25 protein-coding genes are annotated in these 26,194 nt (G+C 65.8%); 14 read left to right on the forward strand and 11 right to left on the reverse strand.

Features of this window, described 5'->3' with window-relative positions:
* Positions 1-212: 212 nt before the first annotated feature.
* Positions 213-1,469, forward strand: a complete 1,257-nt coding sequence (gene icd, locus I6U14_RS18060; RefSeq protein WP_296901253.1) for an NADP-dependent isocitrate dehydrogenase — start codon at positions 213-215, stop codon at positions 1,467-1,469.
* A gap of 52 nt (positions 1,470-1,521) precedes the next feature.
* Here the strand turns inward: icd and I6U14_RS18065 are convergent, their stop codons facing one another.
* Positions 1,522-1,728, reverse strand: a complete 207-nt coding sequence (locus I6U14_RS18065; RefSeq protein WP_296901256.1) for a cold-shock protein — start codon at positions 1,726-1,728, stop codon at positions 1,522-1,524.
* A gap of 728 nt (positions 1,729-2,456) precedes the next feature.
* Between I6U14_RS18065 and clpS the strand changes: the two genes are divergently transcribed.
* Positions 2,457-2,780, forward strand: coding sequence for an ATP-dependent Clp protease adapter ClpS (gene clpS, locus I6U14_RS18070; protein WP_200234067.1), 324 nt, complete (start codon positions 2,457-2,459; stop codon positions 2,778-2,780).
* 161 nt (positions 2,781-2,941) lie between these two features.
* Positions 2,942-5,206 (forward strand): ATP-dependent Clp protease ATP-binding subunit ClpA, encoded by a 2,265-nt coding sequence (gene clpA / locus I6U14_RS18075; protein WP_296901258.1) that lies wholly within the window; start codon positions 2,942-2,944, stop codon positions 5,204-5,206.
* Positions 5,207-5,374: 168 nt separating this feature from the next.
* Here clpA and infA read toward each other — a convergent pair whose 3' ends face one another.
* From infA to trxB, 6 genes are all read right to left on the reverse strand, one after another.
* Positions 5,375-5,593 (reverse strand): translation initiation factor IF-1, encoded by a 219-nt coding sequence (gene infA / locus I6U14_RS18080; RefSeq protein WP_058555834.1) that lies wholly within the window; start codon positions 5,591-5,593, stop codon positions 5,375-5,377.
* A gap of 218 nt (positions 5,594-5,811) precedes the next feature.
* Positions 5,812-6,573: an arginyltransferase gene (locus tag I6U14_RS18085; RefSeq protein WP_296901262.1), complete on the reverse strand. Its 762-nt coding sequence runs from the start codon at positions 6,571-6,573 to the stop codon at positions 5,812-5,814.
* Complete coding sequence (gene aat, locus I6U14_RS18090; protein ID WP_296901264.1) at positions 6,563-7,339, reverse strand: leucyl/phenylalanyl-tRNA--protein transferase; 777 nt, start codon at positions 7,337-7,339, stop codon at positions 6,563-6,565. The genes I6U14_RS18085 and aat overlap by 11 nt, the downstream gene beginning before the upstream one ends.
* Positions 7,336-8,529, reverse strand: coding sequence for a GNAT family N-acetyltransferase (locus tag I6U14_RS18095; RefSeq protein ID WP_296901266.1), 1,194 nt, complete (start codon positions 8,527-8,529; stop codon positions 7,336-7,338). The genes aat and I6U14_RS18095 overlap by 4 nt, the downstream gene beginning before the upstream one ends.
* An 18-nt stretch (positions 8,530-8,547) precedes the next feature.
* On the reverse strand, positions 8,548-8,838 hold the full coding sequence (locus tag I6U14_RS18100) for a hypothetical protein (RefSeq protein WP_296901268.1): 291 nt from the start codon (positions 8,836-8,838) through the stop codon (positions 8,548-8,550).
* 80 nt (positions 8,839-8,918) lie between these two features.
* Positions 8,919-9,881 (reverse strand): thioredoxin-disulfide reductase, encoded by a 963-nt coding sequence (gene trxB / locus I6U14_RS18105; RefSeq protein ID WP_296901270.1) that lies wholly within the window; start codon positions 9,879-9,881, stop codon positions 8,919-8,921.
* A 295-nt stretch (positions 9,882-10,176) separates the two neighbouring features.
* On the opposite strand from trxB, the gene I6U14_RS18110 reads away from it, so the two are divergent.
* From I6U14_RS18110 to parC, 10 genes are all read left to right on the forward strand, one after another.
* On the forward strand, positions 10,177-11,433 hold the full coding sequence (locus I6U14_RS18110) for a hypothetical protein (RefSeq protein ID WP_296901272.1): 1,257 nt from the start codon (positions 10,177-10,179) through the stop codon (positions 11,431-11,433).
* Positions 11,434-11,661: 228 nt separating this feature from the next.
* Positions 11,662-14,199, forward strand: coding sequence for a DNA translocase FtsK (locus tag I6U14_RS18115; RefSeq protein WP_296901274.1), 2,538 nt, complete (start codon positions 11,662-11,664; stop codon positions 14,197-14,199).
* Between the two features lie 4 nt (positions 14,200-14,203).
* Positions 14,204-14,866 (forward strand): outer membrane lipoprotein chaperone LolA, encoded by a 663-nt coding sequence (lolA, locus tag I6U14_RS18120; RefSeq protein ID WP_296901276.1) that lies wholly within the window; start codon positions 14,204-14,206, stop codon positions 14,864-14,866.
* A 73-nt stretch (positions 14,867-14,939) separates the two neighbouring features.
* Complete coding sequence (locus I6U14_RS18125; protein WP_296901278.1) at positions 14,940-15,599, forward strand: riboflavin synthase; 660 nt, start codon at positions 14,940-14,942, stop codon at positions 15,597-15,599.
* A 198-nt stretch (positions 15,600-15,797) separates the two neighbouring features.
* Entirely contained in the window at positions 15,798-16,910 is a 1,113-nt protein-coding gene (gene ribBA / locus I6U14_RS18130) for a bifunctional 3,4-dihydroxy-2-butanone-4-phosphate synthase/GTP cyclohydrolase II (RefSeq protein ID WP_296901280.1), read from the forward strand.
* A 141-nt stretch (positions 16,911-17,051) separates the two neighbouring features.
* Positions 17,052-17,519 (forward strand): 6,7-dimethyl-8-ribityllumazine synthase, encoded by a 468-nt coding sequence (gene ribE, locus I6U14_RS18135; protein WP_296901282.1) that lies wholly within the window; start codon positions 17,052-17,054, stop codon positions 17,517-17,519.
* Positions 17,520-17,999 carry a transcription antitermination factor NusB gene (gene nusB, locus I6U14_RS18140; protein WP_296901284.1) on the forward strand — a complete coding sequence of 160 codons (480 nt, stop codon included), beginning with the start codon at positions 17,520-17,522 and terminating at the stop codon, positions 17,997-17,999.
* Positions 18,000-18,034: 35 nt separating this feature from the next.
* Positions 18,035-18,994, forward strand: a complete 960-nt coding sequence (thiL, locus tag I6U14_RS18145; protein ID WP_296901286.1) for a thiamine-phosphate kinase — start codon at positions 18,035-18,037, stop codon at positions 18,992-18,994.
* A gap of 140 nt (positions 18,995-19,134) precedes the next feature.
* Positions 19,135-19,653, forward strand: coding sequence for a phosphatidylglycerophosphatase A (locus I6U14_RS18150; RefSeq protein WP_296901288.1), 519 nt, complete (start codon positions 19,135-19,137; stop codon positions 19,651-19,653).
* A gap of 72 nt (positions 19,654-19,725) precedes the next feature.
* On the forward strand, positions 19,726-21,975 hold the full coding sequence (gene parC, locus I6U14_RS18155) for a DNA topoisomerase IV subunit A (RefSeq protein ID WP_296901290.1): 2,250 nt from the start codon (positions 19,726-19,728) through the stop codon (positions 21,973-21,975).
* Positions 21,976-22,142: 167 nt separating this feature from the next.
* Here parC and I6U14_RS18160 read toward each other — a convergent pair whose 3' ends face one another.
* Positions 22,143-22,640 carry a DUF302 domain-containing protein gene (locus I6U14_RS18160; RefSeq protein WP_296901293.1) on the reverse strand — a complete coding sequence of 166 codons (498 nt, stop codon included), beginning with the start codon at positions 22,638-22,640 and terminating at the stop codon, positions 22,143-22,145.
* A gap of 346 nt (positions 22,641-22,986) precedes the next feature.
* Between I6U14_RS18160 and larE the strand changes: the two genes are divergently transcribed.
* Complete coding sequence (gene larE / locus I6U14_RS18165; RefSeq protein WP_296901294.1) at positions 22,987-23,778, forward strand: ATP-dependent sacrificial sulfur transferase LarE; 792 nt, start codon at positions 22,987-22,989, stop codon at positions 23,776-23,778.
* Positions 23,779-23,871: 93 nt separating this feature from the next.
* Here the strand turns inward: larE and I6U14_RS18170 are convergent, their stop codons facing one another.
* From I6U14_RS18170 to I6U14_RS18180, 3 genes are read right to left on the reverse strand one after another with little or no spacing between them, the layout of a single operon-like run.
* Positions 23,872-24,153: a cupin domain-containing protein gene (locus I6U14_RS18170; protein WP_296901296.1), complete on the reverse strand. Its 282-nt coding sequence runs from the start codon at positions 24,151-24,153 to the stop codon at positions 23,872-23,874.
* 48 nt (positions 24,154-24,201) lie between these two features.
* Positions 24,202-25,212: a transketolase C-terminal domain-containing protein gene (locus I6U14_RS18175; RefSeq protein ID WP_296901298.1), complete on the reverse strand. Its 1,011-nt coding sequence runs from the start codon at positions 25,210-25,212 to the stop codon at positions 24,202-24,204.
* Positions 25,209-26,171, reverse strand: a complete 963-nt coding sequence (locus I6U14_RS18180) for a transketolase (RefSeq protein ID WP_296901299.1) — start codon at positions 26,169-26,171, stop codon at positions 25,209-25,211. The genes I6U14_RS18175 and I6U14_RS18180 overlap by 4 nt, the downstream gene beginning before the upstream one ends.
* Between the last annotated feature and the right edge of the window lie 23 nt (positions 26,172-26,194).

Consider the following 26,194-nt stretch of genomic DNA (forward strand, 5'->3'; position numbering starts at 1 on the left):
GTCCGAATGTGGGGCGGGGGTCTGGTCGCGGCCGGAGCGCAAGGCCTCGAGCGGGGCCTCAAGCGGATCAGGGTCGGATATGCCGGAACGGCGAGTGCGCGGGATGGGGTGTTAACATCACGGTCTACCGGCGTCACTCCAGCCTTCCCGCCTTCCCCGCTTCCATCACCCACGCGCCGCCGCAAGCGGCGCCCGCGTCGAGGACTTGCAGCATGGCCTACCAACACATCCAGACCCCCGCCGATGGCGAGAAGATCGGCGTTGCCGCCGACAACAGCCTGAACGTTCCCAACCGGCCCATCATCCCGTACATAGAAGGCGACGGTATCGGCATCGACATCACGCCGGTGATGAAGGACGTGCTGGACGCAGCTGTCGCGAAGGCCTATGGCGGCGAGCGCAGCATCGCCTGGATGGAGATCTATGCCGGCGAAAAGTCCACCCGCGTCTACGGAGAGGACGTCTGGCTGCCGGACGAGACGCTGGATGCCGTGAAGGATTTCGTCGTGTCCATCAAGGGGCCGCTCACCACGCCCGTGGGTGGCGGCATTCGCTCGCTCAACGTGACCCTGCGCCAGCAGCTCGATCTCTATGTGTGCCTGCGGCCGGTGCGGTATTTCGCCGGCACGCCGAGCCCGCTGGTGCATCCGGAGGATACGGACATGGTGATCTTCCGCGAGAACTCTGAAGACATTTACGCAGGCATCGAGTGGCAGAGCGGCTCGCCGGAGGCGAAGAAGGTCATCGATTTCCTGCAGCAGGAGATGGGCGTTACCAAGATCCGCTTCCCGGAGACCTCGGGCATCGGCGTCAAGCCGGTCTCCAGCGAAGGCACTAAGCGTCTGGTGCGCAAGGCCATCCAGTACGCCATCGACAACGACCGACCGTCGGTGACCCTGGTGCATAAGGGCAACATCATGAAATTTACCGAGGGCGCCTTCAAGGCCTGGGGCTATGAGCTCGCAAAGGAAGAGTTCGGCGCCGAGGAGATCGGCGGCGGCCCCTGGTGCAGCTTCAAGAACCCCAAGACGGGCACCGAGATCACCGTGAAAGACGTCATCGCCGATGCGTTCCTGCAGCAGATCCTGCTGCGCCCGAAGGAGTACGACGTCATCGCCACGCTGAACCTGAACGGCGATTACATCTCGGACGCCCTAGCCGCGCAGGTGGGCGGCATCGGCATGGCGCCGGGTGCCAACATGTCCGACACGGTGGCCATGTTTGAGGCCACCCATGGCACCGCTCCCAAGTACGCCGGCAAGGACCAGGTCAACCCGAGCTCGCTGTTGCTGTCTGGAGAGATGCTGTTGCGCCACCTCGGCTGGACCGAGGCGGCGGATTTGGTCATCAAGGGCATCGAGGGCGCTATCTCGGCCAAGACCGTAACCTACGACCTGGAGCGCCTGATGGACGGCGCCACCAAGCTCAGCTGCTCTGAGTTCGGTCAGGCCGTTATCGGCAAGATGTAGCCCTAGGCGGGCGCCGGCGAGACGGCGCCCGGCCTGGGGTGAGAAGCTGGGATCAGTAGGCGCGCTGCACCTTCGCCGCATGCAGTCCCTTTGGGCCCTGGCTGACCTCGAACGCGACTTTCTGGCCTTCCTTGAGGGTCTTATAGCCTTCCATTTCGATGGACGAGAAGTGTACAAAAACGTCCTCGTCTCGGTTGTCGGGCTTCACGAAGCCATAGCCCTTCGCGTTGTTAAACCACTTAACGACACCTGTCATCATGGCGGGAACTCCTCCGGTGCTGGACCGCTGTCGTGCGGTACTCTTGGTGGGTGGCAGTCGGTCGTTGTTGTCGGCAACCGCGCGCCACAGCGCGGGGCGGCGATGCCGGGTGCCGACGTGCAGCGGGGCGCTGCCGAGCGGACACCGTAACGGCGAAGTATAGTCTGCTGATTCGTATGGTCAATCAACCTGATTGCCCACGCCTTGGCCGCCCTGATGCCGCCTTCGATGGGCGGTTCTGAGGGCACTTTTTCCCCGACTCCTGAGCGTAGACGCGCGTCTGCGAGGGCTGTATTTTTTGGGCGCGAGCCCTCACAACGGGTCTGGGCGGGACGGCTGCGTGACATCGCGACGCCGCCGCCTCGACGCGGTCTTGCACCCGTCGCGCATGGGTTTTCGGGCAAGCGAGGTCAGTCGCTCGTGCCCGAGCGCAAGGCACGACGACCAGTCGTAGTCAGTTCGAGGGGCTAGGTTCGAGGATAGAGAAAAGGCATCCGCGGGCTCTTCGCGCGCCAAACCGAGACCCGGCGTGTGATGGCCATATCTATCCTCCCAGCGGCGAGCTCAGCAGAGCGACCTCCCTCGGGAGCGGGGCCGGGGAGCACGCGCCAGTCGGCCGACCTGCGCCCCGTCAATTCGGCCGGCGCCCGATGTCTCGACAGCGAAGGCGCCTGTTGCCAACATCAACCTTTTGCCAACCGTCACAGCAGTCGCGCAGAACAGAAGCCATGAGCGAGTGGAATCCAAACGAAGACCAGGACTCGGGTCTCGTCGTCCAGGAGTCCAAGCCGGCGCTGAAGCGCCCGCCCTTGTTCAAGGTGCTGCTGGTCAACGACGACTACACACCCATGGAATTCGTGGTGCACGTGCTCGAGACCTTCTTCCGCATGAACCGCGAGAAGGCCACACAGGTTATGCTGCACGTGCATACCCGCGGGGTCGGCGTTTGCGGTGTGTTCACCCGCGACATCGCCGAGACCAAGGTCAACCAAGTGAACGACTTCAGCCGCGAGAACCACCATCCGCTGTTGTGCACCATGGAGGAGGCGTGAGCCTGAGGCTACAGCAGCGAAGCGGCTTCGCCGCAACGGGCGCGTACATGCCCGCTGAGTCTCGCGTGTACTACCGAGTCCCCGCCGTGCCTGCGCCAAGCTGGATCGCCGGGTTTCCTGCACCCCTTTTCTGCACCTAACGCTATCCCAGGGGCCAGAACATGTTGAGTAAAGAGCTCGAATTCACCCTGAACCACGCCTTCAAGGAAGCGCGCGAGAACCGGCACGAGTACATGACCGTCGAGCATCTGTTGCTCTGCTTGCTGGACAACCCGACAGCGGCCAAGGTGCTGCGGGCTTGCGGTGCCGATGCCGATAAGCTGCGCCGCGACATCGCCACCTTCATCGACGAAACGACACCTTTGATCGCCGAGGGCGACGCCCGTGAGACCCAGCCGACGCTCGGCTTCCAGCGGGTGCTGCAGCGTGCCGTGTTTCATGTGCAGTCCGCGGGCAAAAAGGAAGTCACGGGCGCCAATGTGCTCGTAGCTCTGTTCAGCGAGCAGGACAGCCAGGCTGTTTATCTGCTGAACCAGCAGGATGTCTCACGGCTCGACGTCGTCAACTACATTTCCCACGGCATCTCCAAAGTGCCCGGGGAGGAGCAGGACGACGATTCCCAAGCCGAAACCGAGGAGCCGCGTCCGGAAGAAAAGGAATCCTCCAGCGCGCTTGAGAACTTTGCCACCAATCTGAACGAGCTTGCCCGTCAGGGCCGTATCGACCCGCTCATCGGCCGTGGCGGCGAGGTGGAGCGCACCGCACAGATCCTCTGCCGGCGGCGCAAGAACAACCCGCTGCTGGTGGGGGAGGCCGGCGTCGGCAAGACTGCCATCGCCGAGGGACTGGCCAAGAAGATCATCGACGGCGACGTGCCGGACGTGCTGAGCGATGCCGTCATCTACGCATTGGACTTAGGCTCCCTGGTCGCCGGTACCAAGTACCGCGGCGACTTCGAAAAGCGCCTGAAGGCCGTGCTCGCCGAGCTCAAGCGTCGTCCCAACGCGATCCTGTTCATCGACGAGATCCACACCATCATCGGTGCCGGCGCGGCCTCCGGCGGCGTCATGGATGCCTCGAACCTCATCAAGCCGGTGCTCGCCTCCGGCGAGCTGCGCTGTATCGGCTCTACCACCTACCAAGAGTTCCGCGGCATCTTCGAGAAGGATCGGGCACTGACGCGTCGCTTCCAGAAGATCGACGTACAAGAGCCCACGGTGGAAGAAACCTTTGAAATCCTCAAGGGCCTGAAGAAGCGCTTCGAAGAGCATCACCAGGTGAGCTACACCAACCCGGCTCTGCGCGCCGCAGCGGAGCTCTCGGCCAAGTACATCAACGACCGCCACCTGCCCGACAAGGCCATCGACGTTATCGACGAGGCGGGCGCCAACGTCCAGCTCAAGCCCGCGGCCAAGCGAAAGAAGCGTATCGACGTGGGCGATGTGGAAGCCATCGTCGCCAAGATTGCGCGCATCCCGCCGAAGAAGGTCTCCACGTCCGACACCGAGTCGCTTCGCAACCTCGACCGCGACCTGAAGATGGTGGTCTACGGCCAGGGCGAGGCCATCGATGCACTCACCTCCGCCATCCGCATGAACCGCTCGGGCCTCGGCAACGAGGAGAAGCCCATCGGCTCCTTCCTCTTCACCGGGCCCACCGGCGTGGGCAAGACCGAGGTGACGCGCCAGCTCGCGCGCATCCTGAGCATGGAGCTCATCCGCTTCGACATGTCCGAATACATGGAGCGGCACACGGTCTCGCGCCTCATCGGTGCGCCGCCGGGCTATGTGGGCTTCGACCAGGGTGGTCTGCTGACGGAGGAAATCACCAAGCATCCGCACTCGGTGCTGCTGCTCGACGAGATCGAGAAGGCCCATCCGGACGTGTTTAACCTGTTGCTGCAGGTGATGGACCACGGCTCACTCACCGACAACAACGGCCGAAAAGCGGACTTCCGCAACGTGGTGCTGGTGATGACCACCAACGCGGGTGCCGAGGAGGCAAGCCGCCGCTCCATCGGCTTCACCGAGCAGGACCACTCGACGGATGCCATGGAGGCCCTCAAAAAGCATTTCACGCCGGAATTCCGCAATCGCCTGGACGCGGTGGTGCAGTTCGGCGCCTTGGATCAGACCACCATCGCCAGTGTCGTCGATAAGTTTGTGTTCGAGCTGGAGCAGCAGCTGGCCGAGAAGAAGGTCGCCCTGGTGGTAGAGCCCGACGCCAAGGCCTGGCTCGCCGAGAAAGGCTACGACCCGAAAATGGGCGCCCGGCCGATGGCGCGCATCATCCAAAACCACATCAAGAAGCCGCTCGCCAATGAGCTGCTGTTCGGCGAGCTCGCCGATGGCGGTACCGTCACCGTCAAACTGGGTGAGGATGACGAGCTGACCTTCAGCTTCGATTCGGAGAAGGCGGCGGCTTGAGGGAAGGGCCGATGGCTGAGGGCCGAGGGAATGGCCCAGTTGTTACGTAGAAGCTGCTCGGGCGCACGACCTGCGGTCGGTATGCCAAGCAATGCCTCCCGCCGGCGTCAAAACGCCCTGCTGGCCGGGGCGCGAAACTGACTCGGGGATAGTGGCCCGGCGTCGGCCTCAGCGAGCGCGGTAGGTGATGCGCCCCTTGCTTAGATCGTAGGGCGTCAGCTCCACCGTGACCTTATCGCCGGTGAGGATGCGGATGTAGTGCTTTCGCATCTTGCCGGAGATATGGGCCGTGACCACATGGCCGTTCTCCAGCTCCACGCGGAACATCGTATTTGGCAGGGTCTCCATGACCGTGCCTTCCATCGTGATGACGTCTTCTTTTGCCATGGATTCGGGTACTAGCTCGGTTCCGGCGCCGCCCGAGCGTCGCCGCGGTTCGATTTCAAACGCATTGGGAGTCGGCGCCGGGGCCAGCATGGACAGCGCCTTGCAAGCCCGCCATGTTACCACAGCATGCAGCTGCAGCCCCGGCCAGCGCGCCTTGACTGACCGCTGGTCGGCAGTGGGGCTGTTTGTACGGCGGCGCCGGCGTCGCGCCGCGGGCCCTAGAATCGGATCGCCTCGCCCTTGGCGTATCGCCGCCATTCGCGACCGTCCCAGGCCTCGATCGGGCGGAATCCATGTTTGTAGGCCATCTTGGGGCTCTCGCCAATCCAATAACCCAGATAGACGTAGTCAAGGCCCAGCCGCTTGGCCTCGCGGATCTGCGTCAGCACTGCGTAGGTGCCGGGCGCGCGGTGGGACTCTTCGGGCTCGAAAAAGGTGTAGACGGCGGAGAGTCCGTCGCTGAAGAAGTCGGTGACGGCGACGCCCACGAGACGGCTCTCGTCTTGCTCCTTGCGGCGCATCTCGAGGAATCTTGTCCGTCCGCCCCAGGGCGCCAGCAGGAAGCGCGCGTAGGTTTCCACCGAGACGTCATCCGCCATGTCGCCGTCGCCATGGCGGTGGAGCAGGTAACGCTCGTAGAGCTGGTAGTGCTCCGGGACAAGGGACGCCGGGCGGACGACAACACTCAGCTCGGCGTCGTTGCGGGCGGCATTGCGGCGCTGGGAGCGGTTCGGAACGAACGCCCGCACGGGCACGCGAACCGGGACGCAGCGCTGGCAGCCGCGGCACGCGGGCCGGTAGAAATGCTGGCCACTGCGGCGGAAACCGATTTGCTGCAGCCACTCCGCGCGGGCGGCGTCGATATGCGCCAGCGGATCGACGAAAAGGGTGCGGGCACGAAGCCCATCGATGTAAGAGCATTCATGCTCACCGGTGAGGTAGAGCTGCAGGTCGCCGCGGGCGGGGCGGTCATCGCGCATGCTGGACCTCCGAGACTGTACCCATTTGGGGCGGTGGCTGCGGATAGGTGATGCTGCCGTTGTCCCACACGCCGGTTGGTGTGGCCCGGTCGCGCAGGCGCTCGACGAGCCGCACGAACGCGTGGCGTGGGATCTGCTCCGCGCCCATGCGCATGAGGTGGCCGGTGAGCACCTGGCAGTCGATGAGCGCAAAGCCGTGCTCGTCCAGGAAGCGGCAGAGGTGCACCAGCGCGACCTTCGAGGCGTTGTCCACACGCGTGAACATGGACTCGCCGAAAAAGATACCGCCGATGGCGACACCATATAGCCCGCCGGCGAGTGTGCCATCCTGCCAGGCCTCGACGGAATGGGCGATGCCGTGTACATGCAGAGCGCGGTAGGCGGCGATCATCTCCGGCACCAGCCAGGTACCGCCGCCGTCGGCCCTGGGCTCGGCGCAGGCTTTGATGACGGCGGGAAAATCCCGGTCCAGCGTCACGCCAAAGGGGCGGCGTCTGAGCAGCTTGCGCAGGCTCCGCGACACCCGCAGTGCCTGTGGGCGCAGCACCGTCCGAGGGTTCGGCGACCACCAGAGGATCGGATCGCCCGCATTGAACCAGGGGAAGATGCCATGGCGGTACGCGTTGACCAGCCGGGCAACACTCAGGTCGCCGCCCACCGCAAGCAAGCCGTCCGGGTCCGTCAGCGCTTCACCAACGTCGGGGAAGGCGGCGCTGGGGTCATCAGGCGCCAGCAGGTAGGGCAGATGACGGCGCTGCTGATTCAAGCCTGTGGCGGCGCGTCGCCGCTCGCTTGACCGGCTGCGGTGGCCTTGTACGGGCTGTGGGTGTTCATCTCGTCGATGTAGTCTTCCACCGCGTCGATCTCGTGCTCGAGGAAGGTCCCGATGGGCTTGCGAAAGCGCGGATCTGCGATCCAATGCGCGGACCAGGTGCGCGTGGGCAGGAAGCCCCTGGCCACTTTGTGCTCGCCTTGGGCGCCGGGTTCGAAGCGCGCGAGCCCGTGCTCGATGCAATGGTCCAGGCCCTGATAGTAGCAAGCCTCGAAATGCAGGCTGTGGTAGTCCTTGAAGCAGCCCCAGTGACGGCCGTACAGGCTCTGCGCTCCCAGCAGGCAGAAGGCAGCGGCGACAATACGCCCGCCGTCACCACCGCCCGGTTCCTCGCACAGCACCAACAGCAGGTTGCGCCCCATGCTGCGGCCGATTTCCTCGAAGAAGGGCAGGCTCAACGTCGGAATGCCGCCGCGCTTGTCGAAGGTATCCTCGTAGAGCCGGTGAAAAATACGCCACTCCTCGGGCGTGACCTCGTCGCCCCGCACCCGGCGGATGCGGATGCCGGACTCCTGCACGCGCCGGCGCTCGCGCTTGACCTTCTTGCGCTTTTCCGCGGAAAACGCGCCGATGAAGTCATCGAAGCTCGCATAGCCCTGGTTCCGCCAATGGAACTGGCAGCCAAGCCGCGGCATGAAGCCCTGCGCCCGCGCCCAGTCGGTCTCGGTCTCGTTGGTGAAGAGCCAGTGCAGCCCGGACACGTCGAGGCGCTCGGCCACCTGGACGGAGCCCTGTATCAGAGCCGCCGCCAGGGTCGGGCGCTCCGGGCTGTCGCCGGTGAGAATGCGCAGGCCCGTCGCCGGCGTGTAGGGTGAGGCAACGACCAGCTTGGGGTAGTACTGCATGCCGGCGCGGCGGTAGGCGTCCGCCCAGGCCCAGTCGAATACGAACTCGCCGTAGGAGTTGAGCTTGAGGTAACAAGGAGCGGCCGCCACGGCGCGCTCCGCCTCATCGTGCAGCACCAGATGGCGGGGCAGCCAGCCGAAGCGCTCGCCGACGCAGCCGTGGTGCTCCATGGCCGCCAGGAACTCGTGGCGCAGGTGCGGCAGGTCGTCGCCGACCAGTGCATTCCAGTCCGCGGCCGGGATCTCGTCGATGGCGGTGAGGGTGGTGAGTCGATACATAGACTGCCGGCCCCGTCATCAGCCCGGCCACAGGATCAGCAGGTTGCGACCGAAATCTGCCGCCAATACCAGGTTCGCCGCAAAGCGCAGCAGCGCGCCGCGGGGCCGTGGCTGCTCGCGCAGGGCGCCGATGCCGAAGTACGCCGCGACGAGGTTGACGATGAGGCCGAGCTCGGCGACCAGCAGCAGCCCAAGCAGCGGCAGCCGCGGCGCCCCGCCCGGCGGGCCGCCGCCGAAGATGACGACGGCCAGCAGCGGCACCGACAGCAGCAGGGCAACGGTGGGGAAGCTGCGGCGATTCACCTGCATTGGCTCACCTGCGGCAGGTTATGTGCCGCGGGCGCGTCGCCGAGCGCCTGCAGTCCCTGGCCCCTGGGGAGCGCTCGCACTCAAGCCTTTTGCGCGACCTCATCAAGGAACTTCTCGGCGTCGAGCGCCGCCATGCAGCCGGTGCCGGCGGAGGTGACGGCCTGTCGATAGACATGGTCCATGACGTCGCCGGCGGCGAACACGCCGGGGACGGAGGTCGCGGTGGCGTTGCCCTCGGTGCCGCTCTTGACCTTGATGTAGCCGCCGGCCATGTCGAGCTGGCCCTCGAAGATCTGGGTGTTGGGCTGGTGCCCGATGGCGATGAAGACACCGTGGAGATCAATCTCCTCGGTCGTGTCGTTCTGCACGTTTTTGATGCGGATGCCAGTGACGCCGGACTGATCGCCCAAAACCTCGTCCAACACGTGATTCCAGGCCAGGCGCACGTTGCCATTCTCGGCCTTGTCGAAAAGCTTTTGCTGGAGGATCTTTTCGGCTCGCAGGGCATCGCGCCGGTGCACGAGGGTCACCTCCGAGGCGATGTTGGACAGATACAGGGCTTCCTCCACGGCGGTGTTGCCGCCGCCGATGACGGCGACCTTCTGGCCGCGGTAGAAGAAGCCGTCACAGGTGGCACAAGCGGAGACGCCGCGACCCTTGAAGGCATCCTCGGACGGCAGGCCCAGGTACTTGGCGCTGGCGCCGGTGGAGATGATCAGTGCGTCGCAGGTGTAGGTCGCGCTGTCTCCTGTGAGAGTAAACGGGCGCTTGCCGAGGTCGACGGCGTTGATCTGGTCCATGACGAGCTCAGTCTCGAAGCGCTCCGCGTGCTTGCGCATGCGGTCCATCAAATCCGGACCCAGCACACCGTCCGGGTCGCCGGGCCAGTTGTCCACGTCGGTGGTGGTCATCAGCTGCCCGCCCTGCTCCAGGCCGGTGACGAGCACCGGACTCAGGTTGGCGCGCGCTGCATACACGGCGGCGGTGTACCCGGCGGGGCCGGAGCCGAGAATCAGCAGACGGCAGTGTTTGGTCTCGCTCATGGGTCTGTCTCCTGGCGGGGCACCGCTTGGCAGCCTTGTATTCGGCAGCCACGCCGGCCCTCGCGGTCAAAGCGCAAAATGCTACGCGCCACCGGAAGGACGGTAAAGTCGCAGCCGACGGGCATCTCTCAGCAATGGGCAGGTTTCCTGCTGTCGGGCTCGAGTTGAGGGCTATACTTGTGCGCGACGTGGCGAGCTGGCGGTCTTCTATCGCGCCGCGTCGGCCAACGCTCCCCGCATTGACCCCAACACATCCTTGTCCTGCAAGCATCATCGTGTCGCAGCGCTCAGCCTCTTGCTGATTGCGCTGGTCCTCGCGCTGCTGCTGGGCGAGGGTTTGCTGCGCGTCGCCGGGCAGTCCTATTACTGGGCCGTTGCCAAACGCGTGGACCCAGTGCTGGGGTGGCGGCCGCCGCCGCAAATCCGCGGCTGGCAGCGCTTCGAGGGTGCTGCCCTGGTGGAGACAAACACGCTCGGCTTCCGCGATATTGACCACGCACGGCGCAAGCCGCCGGGGACCCTGCGTGTCGCCGTGCTCGGCGACTCCTTTACCGAGGCCGTCCAGGTGCCGCTGCACGAAACCTGGTGGCGGGTCATGGCAGAGCGGTTGAATGGCGATATCTGTCCGGTGACCGCCGAATTCCAAGCACTCAACTTTGCCGTCAGCGGTTGGAGTACGGCGCAGTCCCTGTTGGCCTGGCGCGAGCACGCCGCGCGCTTCGCGCCGGACTTCGCCGTGCTGGCCTTCTTCATCGGCAACGATTTCACAGAAAACCACCCGGCGCTGAACACGGAGCCGCTGCGACCGTATTTCCGCCTCGACGCCGGTCAGTTGGCTCTGGACGCCGGCTTTCGCCGGCAGCCAGCCTACCGAAGAGCGACATCGACGTTGGGGCGAGCGGGGCATGGGGGGTGGGTGCACCCCCGCAGCGCGCAGCGGGCGGGACAGGCCCGGGATGGGTGGGGCCTGCGGGGCCTGGCGGGCCAGGCCGCGGGGGGCTGCCGGCCCGGGGAGCCCGAGGTGCCCAGCGAGCCCGGCGTCGACAACGCGGTCTACCGTCCCCCGGCGCACGGCGCCTGGGAGCAGAGCTGGGCGGTCACCGAGGCGATGCTCGGGGCCTTCGCCGCCGAGACACGTGCCGACGGTGCGACTCCGGTCCTGATGCTGATCGGCACCGGGGTTCAGGTGCACCCTGAGGCCAGGGTCAGCGCGCGCTTCGCCGCCGCGCTGGGGGTGTCGGATCTCGGCTACCCTGTGCGTCGCTTGCTGGATATCGCTGAGCGCCTCGATCTAACGGTGCTGAACCTGCCCGCACTGCTGGCAGACTACGCGGAGCGCGAGGGTCTGCTGCTGCACGGCTTCGCCGGCGGCCGCCCGGGGCTCGGTCACTGGAACCCCGCCGGCCATCGCGCCGCGGGCGACGCGGCGGCAGCGCTGATCTGTGCGCTTGCCGGCGATGCTCGAGCAGGGCGCGCGCAGACCGGGCCCTTACCGAAGACTGGGGGTGCCGCAGCCGCTAGACTGCTTCCACAGCGAAGCGCCGAACCTTGAGCGGACGGCGGACGCGTTCTGCGGCCGAGCGGGCGGACGCGTTGGAGCATGAGGCACTGCTGCGGACGGCTTCTATGCTCGCCGCGGGGGCAGTTTTGGTGCTCTGGCAACGGGCCGACGCGGTTGAGACCTGGTGGCGATGAGCATCGAGCCCCCGGATCGAAAGCACGCGAAGAAGCTGTGATAACGGTATAATGCTTTTGGGCATTTCTGCTAGAGGTGTGATTCGTGAGCCAGGCGACCCGCGCAGGCCAGCTGACCCTCGGAGATTATCTGGATCGCGCTTGGCGCGAGGGCGCCATGTGGACCCTGATCTGCGCGGCACTCTATCTCGTGGTCGCGCTGGCGAGCTATTCGCCACAGGACCCGGGCTGGTCCTTCGTCGGGCCGAGTGAGACCGTCGCCAACGCCGGCGGGCGCATCGGTGCCGTGTTTGCCGATTTGGCACTGTTTCTGTTCGGGGTTTTTGCCTATCTGTTGCCGCTGATGGTGGCCTGGAGCGCATATCTCGTTTTTCGCCAGCGGGCGCCAGAGCCGGAGACCAAGCTCTTCTGGCTCGCGCTGCGTTGGGTGGGCTTCCTGCTGTTGCTGACCGCGGGTGCCGCCCTGGCCAGTATCTACGGCGGACACTTGATGCAGGATCTGCCCAATGGCATCGGCGGCGGCCTCGGACTCCTCATCACCGAGTATGCCCTGGTGGCCTTTGGCGACGCCGGCGGTTCTTTGGCACTCACGGCGGCGTTTCTGGTGGGCTTTCTGCTCACGACGGGTATCAGTCCGTTGCAGGTGGTGGATGGTCTCGGCGCGCTCACGCTGGCCCTGTTCCGGCTGCCGGTGCAAGGGCTGCGGGCACTTCCGGGTCTCTTGGGGCGGGGCTTGGGCCATCTGCGCCTGCCCTCACGCGAGCCGTCGGCGGACGCACTGACCGACCACGCCGAGGATGCACCGGGTGAGGCCGAGCCGCGTCCCCCGGAAGGCGTCGCTGAGTTCAGCGCCATACCGCGCGGCTTTGTCGCACGGCAATCGCAGCCCGAGCCGATGCCGGGCGATGAGGCCCTAACCGACGTTGCCAGCTTCTACGGGAGCGGCGGCGCCGAGCCGGCTGCACCGGCACCACTGCCCGTCGCCGAGCGCGGCTCGGCACCGGACCCCTCGCCCGCAGTGGGGGCAGCGGCGAGGCGCAAGCGGGGCAAGCCTGCGGGCGACCAGCGACAGCTGCCGCTGCCGCGGCTCGCCGGCGGCACTGGCGACCGCCCGCCGCTCGAGCTCCTGGATCCGCCGAAGAAGAGCAGCCGTGCCGTCAGCCCAGAGCAGCTGGAGACCATGTCGCGGGAGCTTGAGGCGCGGCTTGCGGAGTTCGGCGTGGTCGCGCAGGTCGTAGCGGTGCACCCGGGGCCTGTGGTCGCGCTGTTCGAGCTGGAGCTCGCACCCGGCGTGAAGGTGAGCAAGATCACCGGGCTCGCCAAGGACATCGCCCGTGCACTGTCGAAGGTCAGTGTGCGCGTGGTGGAGGTGATCCCGGGTAAATCCGTCATTGGGCTGGAGGTGCCGAACGACCAGCGCGAAATGGTGTACCTCAGCGAGACATTGGGCTCCCGTGCGTACGTCGAGGCCAAATCGCCGCTCACCATCGGGATGGGAACCGATATCGCCGGCGAGCCCGTGGTGGCGGACCTGGGCCGCATGCCCCACGCGCTCATTGCCGGCACCACCGGCTCCGGCAAGTCCGTGGCCATCAACGCGATGATCCTGAGTCTGGTGTACAAGTCCAGCGCCGAGGATGTCCGCCTCATCATGGTGGACCCGAAGATGCTGGAGCTCTCGGTGTACGAGGGTATCCCGCACCTGCTCACCCCGGTGGTGACGGACATGAAGGAGGCGGCCAATGCGCTGCGCTGGTGTGTCGGCGAAATGGAGCGGCGTTACAAGCTCATGGCGGCGCTGGGCGTGCGCAACATCGCCGGCTACAACCGCAAGGTTCAGGACGCTATCGACGCCGGCACCCCCATTCCGGACCCCCTCTACAAGCTGGCCGACGACATGGCGCCCAGCTTCGATGAGGACGGTCAGCCCGAGCTGCCGACGCTCACCAAACTGCCTTACATCGTCGTCATCATCGACGAGCTGGCGGACATGATGATGGTGGTGGGCAAGAAGGTGGAAGAGCTCATCGCCCGGCTCGCGCAAAAGGCCCGGGCCTCGGGCATTCATCTTCTCCTTGCAACGCAGCGCCCCTCAGTGGACGTGCTGACGGGCCTGATCAAGGCCAACATCCCCACCCGCATGGCCTTCAAGGTCTCGGCACGGGTGGACTCGCGTACGGTGCTGGACCAGATGGGCGCCGAGCACCTCCTCGGCCACGGCGACATGCTTTACCTGCCGCCTGGGGGCAGCATTCCGCAGCGCGTGCACGGCGCCTTCGTGGACGATCATGAAGTCCACCGAGTCGTGGATTTCCTCAAGCAGCAGGGCGCGCCCGAATACATCGACACCATTCTGCAGGAGCCGGGCGAGCACCTGCCCGGCATCGATCCGGAGCCAAGGAGCGGCGACGATGTCGAAGATCAGGACCCGCTCTTCGATGAAGCCGTACAGTACGTCGTCGAGAGTCGCCGTGCATCCATCTCTGGCGTGCAACGTAAGCTCAAGATCGGTTACAACCGGGCCGCAAGGATGGTTGAAGAGATGGAGCGTATCGGTATCGTCGGCCCGGCGGAGACCAACGGTAACCGCGAAGTTTTAGCACCTACGCCCGTGGAGGGCTGAGCAGTTGTTGTCATTCTGTTGCTTTCACTCACGCCTTGGTCGCGCTGCGGCGGCGAATCTGCTGCTGCTGGCCGCCTTCATGACCACGCCGGCGGCCGCCGTGGTAGCGGACGGTGTCGAAGAGGTTACCGACTACCTGCGCGGCCTGAACAGCCTGCAGGCCGATTTTCGGCAGATCACCATTCCCGCGGATGGTGGCGCGGCATTGGAGGCGAGCGGCACCTTCTATCTGCTCCGCCCGAATCGTTTCCTTTGGGAGTACGACGACCCGAGCACCCAGCGGATCGTCGCCGATGGCAAGCGCATCTACATGCATGACACCGAGCTGAACCAGGTCACCCACCGCAGCCAAAAGCAGGTCCTGGACGGCACACCGGCCCAGCTGCTGGCGAGCCGGGAGCCGCCGGAGAAGTATTTCCGCATCAGCAATCTGAGCCGGGACGATCACCGCACTTGGGCAGAGCTGATTCCGAAGACGCAGGAGACGGACGTCGCCAAGCTGCAGATCGGCTTTGTCGACGGCGAGCTGGACACCCTGTTGATGGAAGATCGTTTTGGCCAGCTGACAAGGTTCATTTTCACCAACGTAGACCGCAACCCGCAGCTCCAATACTCCATGTTCCGCTTCGAGCGACCCCGTGGTGCCGACTTCCTGAGCGTGGATTGAGCGCGCGGAAACCTCTGCTTCCGGCGCGACAGCGAATCGTCAAGACCGCACACCGGAGCGCGATTGCAGACAGATGTTCACGGGCCTGATCCAAGCCATTGGCGAGGTCGAGCGTCTTGCGCCTGTGGGCGGCGACATGCGGATCAGCGTGCGCGCTGGGAAGCTGGACCTGGCCCGGGTGAGTCTGGGTGACAGCATCGCCGTCAACGGTGTTTGCCTGACGGCCGTGGAGCTGGATGACGGCCGATTCTCTGCCGATGTGTCGCGTGAGACGCTCGCCAATACCACGCTTGGCGGCCTCGGCAGCGGGGCGCGGGTCAATCTGGAGACGGCGCTGACGCTGTCCACGCCGCTGGGCGGGCATCTGGTCAGCGGACATGTGGATGGCGTTGGTCAGGTGCTGGAAATGCGTGAAGATGGCCGCTCCTGGCGGCTGCAGATCCACGCGCCCGGCGAGCTCGCCCGCTACATCGCGCATAAGGGGTCTATCTGCGTGGACGGCACCAGCCTGACGGTCAACCGCGTGGTCGGCGCCGTGTTCGACCTCAACATCGTGCCCCATACTCTAGAAGAGACCATTATCGGCGATTACCACGCGGGCACCCGAGTCAACCTGGAGGTAGACCTGCTTGCCCGATACCTGGAGCGCCTGCTGCTCGGCGACCACGCGGCGGAGGCCGGCACCGATGCCATCACGGTGGAGTTCTTGCGCCGGCACGGCTTCGCAAGCTGACCGCTGATCGCTCATGCTTGCGGCGCGAAGGCCGATGTCCCCGCTGCGCAGACCTCGCGAGCGCCGGCGGGCCCATCGGGCCGCGCGGGTGCCACCTGCCACGCCACCAAGCTGGGGCCATGACGCAGACTCCGCGCTCTGGTACCCTGTCCGGCTGTTTTGACGTCTCTCCCGCGCGCCGTCTTTCCCCGCCAGCTCATGCCGCTGCATTCCACCGAAGAAATCATCAGTGACCTTCGCGCCGGCCGAATGGTCGTCATCATGGACGATGAAGACCGGGAGAACGAGGGCGATCTCCTGATCGCCGCAGACTGCGTCACGCCGGAAACCATCAATTTCATGGCCAAGTACGGCCGGGGGCTGATCTGTCTGACCCTGACCAAGGCCCGCTGCGAGCGGTTGCACCTGCCACTCATGGTGAATGCCAACAATGCACCGCACTCGACGGCCTTCACCGTTTCCATCGAGGCTGCCCGCGGCGTCACGACCGGGATTTCCGCGGCGGACCGCGCCCAGACCATCCGCGCCGCCGTGGCACCGGACGCGACGGCAACGGACCTCGTGCAGCCGGGACACGTCTTTCCGCTCATGGCCCAGCCGGGAGGTGTGCTGGTTCGGGCCGGGCATACAGAGGCGGGCTGTGATCTGGCGCGGCTGGCGGGGTTCGAGCCGGCTGCGGTCATCGTTGAGGTGCTCAACGAAGACGGCACCATGGCGCGGCGGGCGGATCTGGAGGCCTTTGCCGCTGAGCACGGGCTCAAGGTCGGCACCATCGCCGACCTGATCCACTATCGTGTCGCCAACGAGAAGGCCGTGATGCCAGAGGAGCGCTGCGACTTGTCGACAGAGTTTGGCAAGTTCCGCGTCACCGCCTACCGTGACACCATCGAGGGAGAAGTGCATCTGGCGCTGGTGATGGGCGATATTTCGCCGGAGCGGCCGACGCTGGTGCGGGTTCACTTGCAGAACACGCTCTGCGACCTGTTCGGGGGCGATCACTCAGCCTGCGGGTGGCCCCTCAAGGATGTGATGCAGCAGATTTCCGCGGCGGGCGAGGGCGTGATCGTCGTATTGCGCAACCGCGACCGGTCTGATGACGTGCTGAGTAAGGTCCGGCAACTGTGCAACCTCAAGCGTGAAGATCAGGCGCCGCCTCCGCGCACAGACCGCAGCGAGCTGCGGACCTATGGCATCGGCGCGCAGATTCTCGCCGACCTCGGGGTGCGCAGAATGCGGGTCATGAGTGCGCCCAAGGCCATGCACGGCATTTCTGGGTTCGACCTCGAAGTCGTGGAGTACGTGGGCAGCTGACCCTACCCGTGGGAGTAGCGTCCCCGCCGCGAACAGCTGACAGCTTGGGGCGAGCGTGGCGACTCCGCCGCGATAATCCAGGCGCATCAGTGAGAGCGGCGACTCCGCCGTGATCACAGCAATCAATTTCGGTGACAGACCATGATCAAGACCATCGAAGGCGCCATGCGTGCGGACCAGGGACGCTTCTGTTTGGTAGTGTCGCGCTGGAACAGCTACATCGTCGAGAGCCTGGAGAAGGGCGCCGTCGACACCCTGCTGCGCCACGGCGCTGATGAGGCCAATCTCACCATCGTGCGGGTCCCAGGTGCTTTCGAGATGCCCATCACCATCGAGCGCATCGCGGCGAAGGGCGGCTTCGACGCCATCATCGCGCTGGGTGCTGTCATTCGGGGTGGTACGCCGCACTTCGAATACGTCGCCGGTGAATGCGTCAAGGGCATCGCCCAGGTGAGCCTGCAGCATGCGGTGCCCGTGGCCTTCGGTGTGCTCACGGTGGACAGCATCGAGCAAGCCATCGAGCGTGCTGGCACCAAGGCCGGTAACAAGGGTGCGGAGGCAGCGATGTCAGCCCTCGAGATGGTCGATCTGCTGCGGCAGCTCGATTAAATGGCCGGTCCACGGAGCGAAGCCCGTCGTTACGCGCTGTTGGCGCTTTATCAGTGGCAGCTCAGCATGCAGGACCCGGCGGAAGTCGTGCGTCATTTTCTGGATGATCCCGCCTGGGCCGCTGCCGTCGCCGAAAACCTGCTGGGCGAATCCACCGACGGCGACACGGTGGTGCCCGTGCGCTACGACGCACAACTCTTCAGCGAGCTAGTGCGCGGTGCCGCTGACCAGGCGGATGCCATCGACGACGCGCTGCGCCCGCTGCTGGACCGCGCCGTCACCAGTCTGGACCCGGTTGAGCGAAATATCCTCCGCATTGGTGCTTACGAGCTCCTGTACTCGCCGCAGCTGCCGGTGGGCGTCATCATCAACGAGGCGGTTAACCTCGCCAAGGAGTTCGGCGCCACCGACGGCCACCGTTATATCAACGGCGTGCTGGACAAGCTCGCCCGCGGCGTGCGCGGCGGCGCCGGTCGCTGAGCACGCAACGCGCTGCTCTGGTCGAGGTCGCACGGGTGTCAGAGTTCGATCTGATTCGCCGCCATCTCACAGGGGTCGGTGCCGGGCGCGACGACGTCCTGGTGGATGTCGGCGACGATTGCGCCCTGTTGCGGGTCCCCCCGGGGCGGGAGCTGGCGGTCGGCATCGACACCTTGGTCGCCGGGGTGCACTTTTTGCCGGACTGCGACCCGGCAGCCCTGGGCTGGAAGTCTCTGGCCGTGAACCTGAGCGACCTCGCCGCCGTCGGCGCCGAGCCCGCGTGGGCGACGCTGGCGCTGACCCTGCCGGAGGCGGATGCCGGGTGGGTTGCGGCCTTCGCCCGCGGCTTCGGGGAGCTGGCAGCGGCGGAAGACGTGCGCCTCGTGGGCGGCGACCTCACGCGCGGGCCACTCACCATCACCGTGCAGGCGCATGGGCTCGTGCCCGCCGATCATGCCCTGCGCCGGAGCGGGGCGCGTCCCGGGGACCTGATTTGCGTCAGTGGCGCCCTCGGCGATGCGGGGCTCGCGTTGCGGCACCTGTCGGCTGGCGAGCCGGTGGACGATTACCTGCGTCGGCGGTTGGAACGGCCGACGCCGCGCGTCGCCCTAGGCGAGATGCTTCGCGATATAGCCACGTCCGCCATCGACCTCTCAGACGGCCTGATCGCAGACCTCGGCCATGTGCTTGCTGCCAGTGGCTGCGCCGCGCGGTTGGATCTCGAGCGCGTACCCATGGCGGACCAGGTGGCGGCCGTGGTAGCGGAGCGGGACGACTGGGCGCTGCCTCTGGCCTCAGGCGATGACTACGAGCTTTGCTTCACGCTGCCCCGCGCGGCAGCGTGCCGGCTGCCGGTGCTGGGGGCGGCCGCCGGGTGTCCGCTCACCATCATAGGGGACATCGAGGCCGGCAGCGGTCTGCGCTGTGTGCGTGCGAACGGTAGCCTCTGGCGCCCCAGCGGCGGCGGCTACGATCATTTCCGCCGCGACGACTGAGCTTGGCCAACCTGGAGCGCGTGCCGCCGACGGCGGCGCGCACACCGCGCCGGGACCCAAGCGGCACTCCTATGCGACAATCGCAGCGCTTTTCTGCTTTCCCTTGATTCCGATCATTGTTGTGAGATAAGGAGCCTTCGATGAACGCATCTGCCGAGACCACGGCCCCCTCTTTTAACACGTCCGATCCCAAGCATCTGCTCGCCTTCGCCGGCGGCGCCGGGCTTGCACCCAAGGCCCCGGGTACCGTGGGTACCCTCGTGGGGGTTGTGCTCTATTTCGTGCTGTCCATGTTGCCGGTGGCGCTGTATGTGCTCGTCGTCGCCGGTCTGTTTGCAGCCGGCGTCTGGGCCGTCGGCAGCGTCGCCGAGGAAATGGGTGCCGATGATCCGCCGGCCATCGTCTGGGACGAGGTCGTCGGGTTTCTGATCGCGATGATCGCCGCCCCTGCCGGCATCATGTGGGTCATCGCGGGCTTCGCGCTTTTCCGCGCCTTCGATATCGCCAAACCCTGGCCCATCGCGAGCTTCGACGGACAGGTCAAGGGAGGCGTCGGCATCATGCTCGATGATCTCATCGCAGGCGTGTACACCTGGGTCATCCTGCACATTCTGTGGATGATGGTTGAAGCCTCACTGCGAGGTGCCGGTGCCCACTGACGGCAGGCGTTGCGTCGCGCAGGCCAGGCAAGGCGCCTGTGCGGCTCTGCAGGGCAGCCGAGCTAGCTGCAGATGAGTGATCTGACTGCACCCAATCCGGAGGGGCTGGAGCGCCTTCCGCTACATCTCTTCAGTGAGCGGGCGTACCTGGACTATTCCATGTACGTCATCCTCGACCGTGCTTTGCCGCATGTCGGGGACGGTTTGAAGCCCGTGCAGCGGCGCATTCTCTATGCCATGTCGGACCTCGGTCTGTCCGCCACGGCCAAGTTCAAGAAGTCCGCGCGCACCGTCGGCGACGTGCTCGGCAAATTCCACCCGCACGGCGATTCGGCCTGCTACGAGGCCATGGTGCTGATGGCGCAGTCCTTCAGCTACCGCTACCCGCTCGTCGATGGTCAGGGCAACTGGGGCTCCGCGGACGACCCCAAGTCCTTTGCGGCTATGCGCTACACCGAGGCGCGGCTGGCCCGCTACGCCGAGGTGCTGCTGACCGAGGTGGGGCAGGGCACCGTCGACTGGCAGCCCAATTTCGACGGCACCCTGGAAGAGCCCAAGCTCCTGCCGGCGCGACTGCCCAATCTGCTTCTGAACGGTGCGGCCGGCATCGCCGTTGGCATGGCGACAGACATCCCATCGCACAACCTGCGCGAAGTCGCCCGAGCCTGCGTCCACCTGCTGCGCCATCCGGATGCCGGCGTGGTGGAACTGATGGCGCATGTGCCGGGGCCCGACCTGCCGACGGCCGGCGAGATCGTCACACCCCGTGACGAGCTGCGGCGCATGTACGAGACCGGTCAGGGCGGCATCAAGCAACGCGCCCGCTGGAGCTTGGAGCAAGGCGAGATCGTTATCACGGCCTTGCCTTACCAAGTGTCAGGCAACCGCATCATGGAGCAGATCGCGGGCCAGATGCAGGCCAAGAAGCTGCCGATGATCGAAGATCTGCGCGACGAGTCGGACCACGAATGCCCGACGCGCTTCGTCATCGTGCCCCGCTCGAACCGGGTCGATGTGCCGCGCCTCATGTCCCACCTGTTCGCCACCACGGACCTGGAAAAGGGCTATCGGGTGAACCTCAACATGATCGCCATGGACGGTCGCCCGCGGGTCATGAATCTGCGGGAGATCCTGAGCGAATGGCTGGACTACCGCCGCGCCACTGTCCGCCGGCGTCTGCAGCATCGTCTCGACAAGGTTCTGGAGCGCCTGCACCTGTTGGAAGGCCTCCTAGTCGCCTTGCTGAACATCGACGAGGTGATCCGCATCATCCGCACCGAGGACGAGCCGAAGCCCGTGCTGATGGCGCGTTTCGAGCTCTCCGACGCCCAGGCCGAGTACGTGCTGAACACCCGGCTGCGGCAGTTGGCCCGGCTGGAGGAGCTCAAGATCCGCGGCGAGCAGGAAGCGCTCCAGGCCGAGCGTGACCACCTTCAGGCGACCCTCGGCGACGCCGATAAGCTGCGGGATTTGATCATTCAAGAAATCGAGCAGGATGCCGAGACCTACGGCGACGATCGCCGCTCGCCGCTGGTGCAGCGTGAGAGTGCGCAGGCCCTGAACGACACTGAGCTCAGCCCAAGCGAGCCCGTGACCGTGATCCTGTCACAGAAGGGTTGGGTGCGCTCGGCCAAGGGGCACGAGATCGATCCGACATCCCTGGGCTATAAGTCCGGAGATGCCTTTCTTGATGCGGCACGACTGCGGAGCAATCAATCAGCTGTCTTCCTCGATTCCACCGGCCGCAGCTATTCGCTGCCGGCCAACACGCTGCCGTCGGCCCGCGGCCAAGGCGAGCCCCTCACCGGTCGCCTCGAGCCACCGCCCGGCGCGAGCTTTGTCGCGGTGCTCGGCGGCGACCCGGATGGCCGCTGGCTCTTGGCCTCTGATGCGGGCTACGGTTTCGTCTGCACCTTGTCCGACCTTCAGGCCAAAGCCAGAGCGGGTAAGGCCGTGCTCACACTGCCTAGCGGAGCGCGAGTGCTGGGGCCGGTGCAGGTGCCGGGGAGCAGCGCCGATCTTGTCGTGGCCGCGACGAGCAGCGGCCACCTGCTGGCCTTCCCTTGCTCGGAGCTCCCGGAGTTAAACCGGGGGAAGGGCAATAAGATCATCGGCATACCCTCAGCACGTGCGCAGGCACGCGAGGAAATCGTCGTCGCCATCGTGGTGCTTCCGGCCGGAGCGAGCCTCGCCGTATTGTCGGGCAAACGCACATTGACGCTGAAGCCGGACGACTTGCAGCACTATGTTGGAGAGCGCGGCCGCCGTGGCGGGATGCTGCCACGCGGCTTTCAGCGCGTGGACGGGCTCAGGGCCGCATAAGCGCCAACCCTTGGCTTGGGCTTGGCGCGCTCAAGGAGGTACCGACTTACTGGCCATCCCGGCCAAGAGTCCGAGGGCGGCGGGCCTGTTCGGATTCAAGCCCTTACGTGCTTGAACTGGCGGGACATCCTGCCCCGCGCGCGAAAAGCCAAGACGCCGGCGTTTGCTTAAAGCTCCCCGTTGGCACCCGCCGTCATGATGGACTCGATCTTATCGCGCACCATCTCGGCTTTTTCCTGCAGCTCCGGAGAGAGGTTGGCGGTTGGGATGATCTTGCCGAGATCCAGCGTGACCAGCCAGGGCTTACCGTCGGCATCTTCAATGAGCGTGATGCGGCATGGCAGGTATGCCGAGAAGTCCGGGTTGAAGATGACCATCTCGTTGGCGATGCGCGCGTCGCAGAACTGGAAGATCTCGATGCGCTTGGTGTCGATGCCCATGGCTTCGAGCTCTTTGTAGAGCGGCAGGTGGGCCACGAGCTTGAAGTTCAGGGTATTGGCGCGGAGCTTCATGGAATCCACCGCGTCGTCCATGGAGACGTCATCCGCGAGCGGCATCTTGAGCACCGTGTCGCCAATTGAGATCCCTTCGGAGGCCGTGGCAGCGATGGGCGCACCCACCAAGGCGCACAGCAGGACAAGGATCAGCAGCACTTGATTACGCATCGGAACGAGGTCTCCTCTGGAGTCACCGCCGAGGTGGGCTGTCCCGCATCCGCCGGCGGAGATTGTGTTGGTCTGTGCCGGGGAGCAGGCCCTGGCACACGTTGACTGAGCGAGCGCCGCCACGGGGCGCTGGCGTGCGGCTTACATTGTGACGAGTTGGCGCGCGTCTGCCAATTGCCGCTGATTCTATCACTGACGCGGGGCAGCCCGGACGCGTTGCCCGGCGCATGTCCGGGTGGGCTAGGACGGCATCCACTATACTCTCCGGCTGGCCGCAGACGCGTTCCATCGATCAGGTCCATTGCATACCAATAAGAGCGGCCGGCAGACACCGAGGAGGATACAGATGGACCCGAGGTTTCAGGCTGTCGTGGAGAGCCTGCGCAATGCGGGCAGCGTCGCGGTGGCATTCTCGGGCGGCGTGGACAGCACCCTGTTGCTGGCCTGCGCCCGGGAGGCACTCGGCGCCGAGCAAGTCGTCGCACTCACTGCCGTGACCCCCTACATGGTTCGCCAGGAGATCGGCGACGCCGTGGTCCTGGCCGATGAGCTGGGGCTCCGCCATGAGCTGGTGGAGATGGATATGCCGGCGGGCATGGAGGATAACCCGCCGGACCGCTGCTATCGCTGCAAGCGTCGGATGTACGAGCTGCTGCGCGAGCGCGCCGAGCTCTTGGGGCACGAGAAGCTCTTGGATGCGAGCAATCTTGATGACGCGGAACGGAACCGACCGGCACTGCATGCCCTGCGCGAGCTAGGCGTCGGCACGCCCTTCATCCAACAGGGTGTGGATAAGGATGGGGTGCGCGCCATCTCGCAAGCGTTGGGGCTGCCCACGTGGCGGAAGCCGAGCAACGCGTGCCTGCTCACGCGGCTGCGCCACAACCAACCCGTGTCCATGCGCGAGCTGCAGCGTGTGGAGGAGGCGGAGCGCCTGCTCATCGAGCGGGACTTCGAGTCCGTGCGGGTGCGCAGCCACGGCAACGTCGCCCGTATCGAGGTCGCACCGACGCAGCGCGAGCGGCTCGTTCGGCAGGCAGACGAGGTCGGCGAGGCCCTGCAAGGCCTAGGCTTCCGCCATGTCTGCTTGGACCTGTTCGGTTATCGGCAGGGCAGTATGGATGACCCGTCCGCTTAAGGCGCAGCAGCGTGATATGGGAGTTTGCGGCTGGCGCAGGCAGTCCGGTGCATCCTAACCGACAGCCGGCAGCCGCAATGACCGCGGCGCCTGCTACTGGAAGTCGTAGTGCTTCTCCACCGCCTGGGTGATTTCCCAGGTGCAGGAGAGGCCGGCGGGAAAGGTGATGAGGTCTCCGCGGCCGAACTGCTGCGGCGCGCCGCCCTCGGGCGTTACGGTGAATTTGCCGCGGATGATGTAACAGGTCTCCGTCTGATCGTAGGTCCAAGGGAAGGTGGACGGCTCTTTTTTCCAAATCGGCCACTGCTCCACGCCAAGCACTTCAAGCTTCGCAGGAGAGGGTTTGTGCTCGCAGAGGATTTCGAGATCGGACATCAAGCGTCTCCATGAAATTGCTGCATCACCCGGGCATTCCGCCCGGAATCAAAGGTCTTCTGTCTTCTCCGCGGCCGTCAACGTGCCTAGCCGTACGGCTGCAAGATCTGTCTCGTTGATGGCGAGCGGCGCGCCGGCGAGCTGCTCGGCCGCCTTTATCAGCGCCATGGCATCCAGCCCATACTCGCGCAGCAGATACGGCTTGCTCGCGCCATGGGCATAGGTATCCTTTAGCCCGAGCCGCAGCAGACGGCGCCCGATGCCGTGCTCCGCCATCAGCTCCGCCACGGCCGCACCGAGGCCGCCGATGATGCTGTGGTTCTCCATGGTGATCACACCCAGGCGCACTCCGTCGATGGCGTCCGGCAGCGCCGCGTCGTCGAACGGCTTGAGCGTCGACACATGCAGGTGGCGCACGCCGAGGCCCTGGGCTCTCAGCGCGGCGGTGGCCCGCAGCGCCTCCTCGGTGCAGATGCCGCTGGAGATGACACAAAGATCACTGCCGTCCGCAAGGGGCCTGGCGCGGCCCAGCCGCATCGGCTCATCCGCCGGGAAGAGCCGCGGCACCTCGCCGCGCAGCTGGCGGATGTAGACGGGCCCATCGACGGCTTGGGCAACGTCGAGCACGGATGTCACCTCGGTGGCGTCACCCGTCTCCAGGATGGTCATGTTGGGGATGAGCCGCATGAGGCCAATGTCGTCGATGGCCTGATGGGTGACGCCGCCGGGCGTCGTGAGCCCGGGCAGGAAGCCCACCAGTCGCACCGGCAGATTCGGGTAGGCGATCGCCATGGCCACCTGATCGAACGGCCGGCGCGTGACGAACACGGCAAAGGTGTGGATATACGGAAAGAAGCCCTCGCGGGCCAGCCCGGCGGCGAAGCCCATCATGTTCTGCTCCGCCATCCCGAGAGAGAAGAACCGCTCGGGGTAGGTATCCCGAAAGCCGTCCGCCTCGCACGAGGAGGTCAGATCGGCAGAGAGCACCAGCACCTCGGGCCGGTGCGCCGCCCAGCGCACGAAATGCTCGCGGTGGGGGCGGGTAACGGTCTCGATCATGCCCGCGCCTCCGCGGTGAGCTTCGCAAGCAGTGCCTCGTAAGCCTGGAATTCCGCCTTGGACTTGAAGCGGAGGTAGTGGAGCTTCGGCGCGCGCTCGCGCATCAGCTCGATGCCGCGGCAGGGGTCGGTGCGGGCAATGACGGCGAGCGGCCGCTCCCCCGCGCCGAGGCCGTCTGCGGCTGCGGCGAGCGCATCACTGTCGTGGCCGTCCACCTCGCGCACCTCGGCGCCGAAGGCCGCGAGCCGCTCCGCCAACGGCTCGATGGTCATCACGTCGCCCATGGCGCCATCGCACTGCTGGGCATTGGCGTCGATGTACACGCCGAGATTGCCGATGCGATGGTGTGCCAAGGCTGCGAATGCCTCCCACGTCTGACCCTCCTGAAACTCGCCATCGGACATGTATACCCAAACCCGGCCCGAGTCGCCCCTGAGGCGCCGCGCAAGCGCAATGCCCCCAGCCTGGCTCAATGCCTGGGCGAGGGAGCCGGCGGTTACTTCATGCCCGGGTGAATGCTCCGCACCGATGAGCTCCACGGTGCTGCCGTCCTGGTTGAAGGCCTCCAGGCCGTTGGTGCCGAGCCGGCCGAGCTCGATGAGCAGCGAGTAGAGCACCAGCGCGTAGTGCACCGGCGAGAAAATGAACCGATCCAGGTCCGGCGCCTGGGGCCCGTTGTAATCAGCGCCCGTGAAGGCGTTGGGGTTGTTCGGCCCCGGCACCCCGGCAAAGGGCCGCGGCACCAAGGGTGCGGTGCTCGGGCCCAGGCGCATGACGCGCAGGTAGAGCGTGGCCAGGGTCTCTGCCGACGAGCAGGCCTGGCTCAGGTAGCCGCCGTTGTTTTTCAGGGTGTAATCCAGCACCCGGCGGCGGACAGCGTCGGCGACGCGGCGCACCTCGGCTGCGGGGCTGTCGGCGGTGCTTGCGGCAGGAGTGGCTGTGGCGGCGGCTTGCGACATGTCTCTAGGCTCGGGGGCTTGGC

Source organism: Thiohalocapsa sp. (assembly GCF_019695415.1).
Lineage (GTDB): Bacteria > Pseudomonadota > Gammaproteobacteria > Chromatiales > Chromatiaceae > Thiohalocapsa.

Bases quoted from the DNA above. Each gene is read 5' to 3' on its own strand.
- I6U14_RS18180 (WP_296901299.1), bottom strand. From the start codon at position 26,171: ATGTCGCAAGCCGCCGCCACAGCCACTCCTGCCGCAAGCACCGCCGAC.
- I6U14_RS18150 (WP_296901288.1), top strand. From the start codon at position 19,135: ATGAACGCATCTGCCGAGACCACGGCCCCCTCTTTTAACACGTCCGAT.
- icd (WP_296901253.1), top strand. From the start codon at position 213: ATGGCCTACCAACACATCCAGACCCCCGCCGATGGCGAGAAGATCGGC.
- I6U14_RS18170 (WP_296901296.1), bottom strand. From the start codon at position 24,153: ATGTCCGATCTCGAAATCCTCTGCGAGCACAAACCCTCTCCTGCGAAG.
- ribE (WP_296901282.1), top strand. From the start codon at position 17,052: ATGATCAAGACCATCGAAGGCGCCATGCGTGCGGACCAGGGACGCTTC.
- clpS (WP_200234067.1), top strand. From the start codon at position 2,457: ATGAGCGAGTGGAATCCAAACGAAGACCAGGACTCGGGTCTCGTCGTC.
- larE (WP_296901294.1), top strand. From the start codon at position 22,987: ATGGACCCGAGGTTTCAGGCTGTCGTGGAGAGCCTGCGCAATGCGGGC.
- parC (WP_296901290.1), top strand. From the start codon at position 19,726: ATGAGTGATCTGACTGCACCCAATCCGGAGGGGCTGGAGCGCCTTCCG.
- I6U14_RS18125 (WP_296901278.1), top strand. From the start codon at position 14,940: ATGTTCACGGGCCTGATCCAAGCCATTGGCGAGGTCGAGCGTCTTGCG.
- I6U14_RS18100 (WP_296901268.1), bottom strand. From the start codon at position 8,838: ATGCAGGTGAATCGCCGCAGCTTCCCCACCGTTGCCCTGCTGCTGTCG.
- I6U14_RS18095 (WP_296901266.1), bottom strand. From the start codon at position 8,529: ATGTATCGACTCACCACCCTCACCGCCATCGACGAGATCCCGGCCGCG.
- I6U14_RS18175 (WP_296901298.1), bottom strand. From the start codon at position 25,212: ATGATCGAGACCGTTACCCGCCCCCACCGCGAGCATTTCGTGCGCTGG.
- I6U14_RS18160 (WP_296901293.1), bottom strand. From the start codon at position 22,640: ATGCGTAATCAAGTGCTGCTGATCCTTGTCCTGCTGTGCGCCTTGGTG.
- I6U14_RS18065 (WP_296901256.1), bottom strand. From the start codon at position 1,728: ATGATGACAGGTGTCGTTAAGTGGTTTAACAACGCGAAGGGCTATGGC.
- nusB (WP_296901284.1), top strand. From the start codon at position 17,520: ATGGCCGGTCCACGGAGCGAAGCCCGTCGTTACGCGCTGTTGGCGCTT.
- infA (WP_058555834.1), bottom strand. From the start codon at position 5,593: ATGGCAAAAGAAGACGTCATCACGATGGAAGGCACGGTCATGGAGACC.
- trxB (WP_296901270.1), bottom strand. From the start codon at position 9,881: ATGAGCGAGACCAAACACTGCCGTCTGCTGATTCTCGGCTCCGGCCCC.
- clpA (WP_296901258.1), top strand. From the start codon at position 2,942: ATGTTGAGTAAAGAGCTCGAATTCACCCTGAACCACGCCTTCAAGGAA.
- I6U14_RS18085 (WP_296901262.1), bottom strand. From the start codon at position 6,573: ATGCGCGATGACCGCCCCGCCCGCGGCGACCTGCAGCTCTACCTCACC.
- ribBA (WP_296901280.1), top strand. From the start codon at position 15,798: ATGCCGCTGCATTCCACCGAAGAAATCATCAGTGACCTTCGCGCCGGC.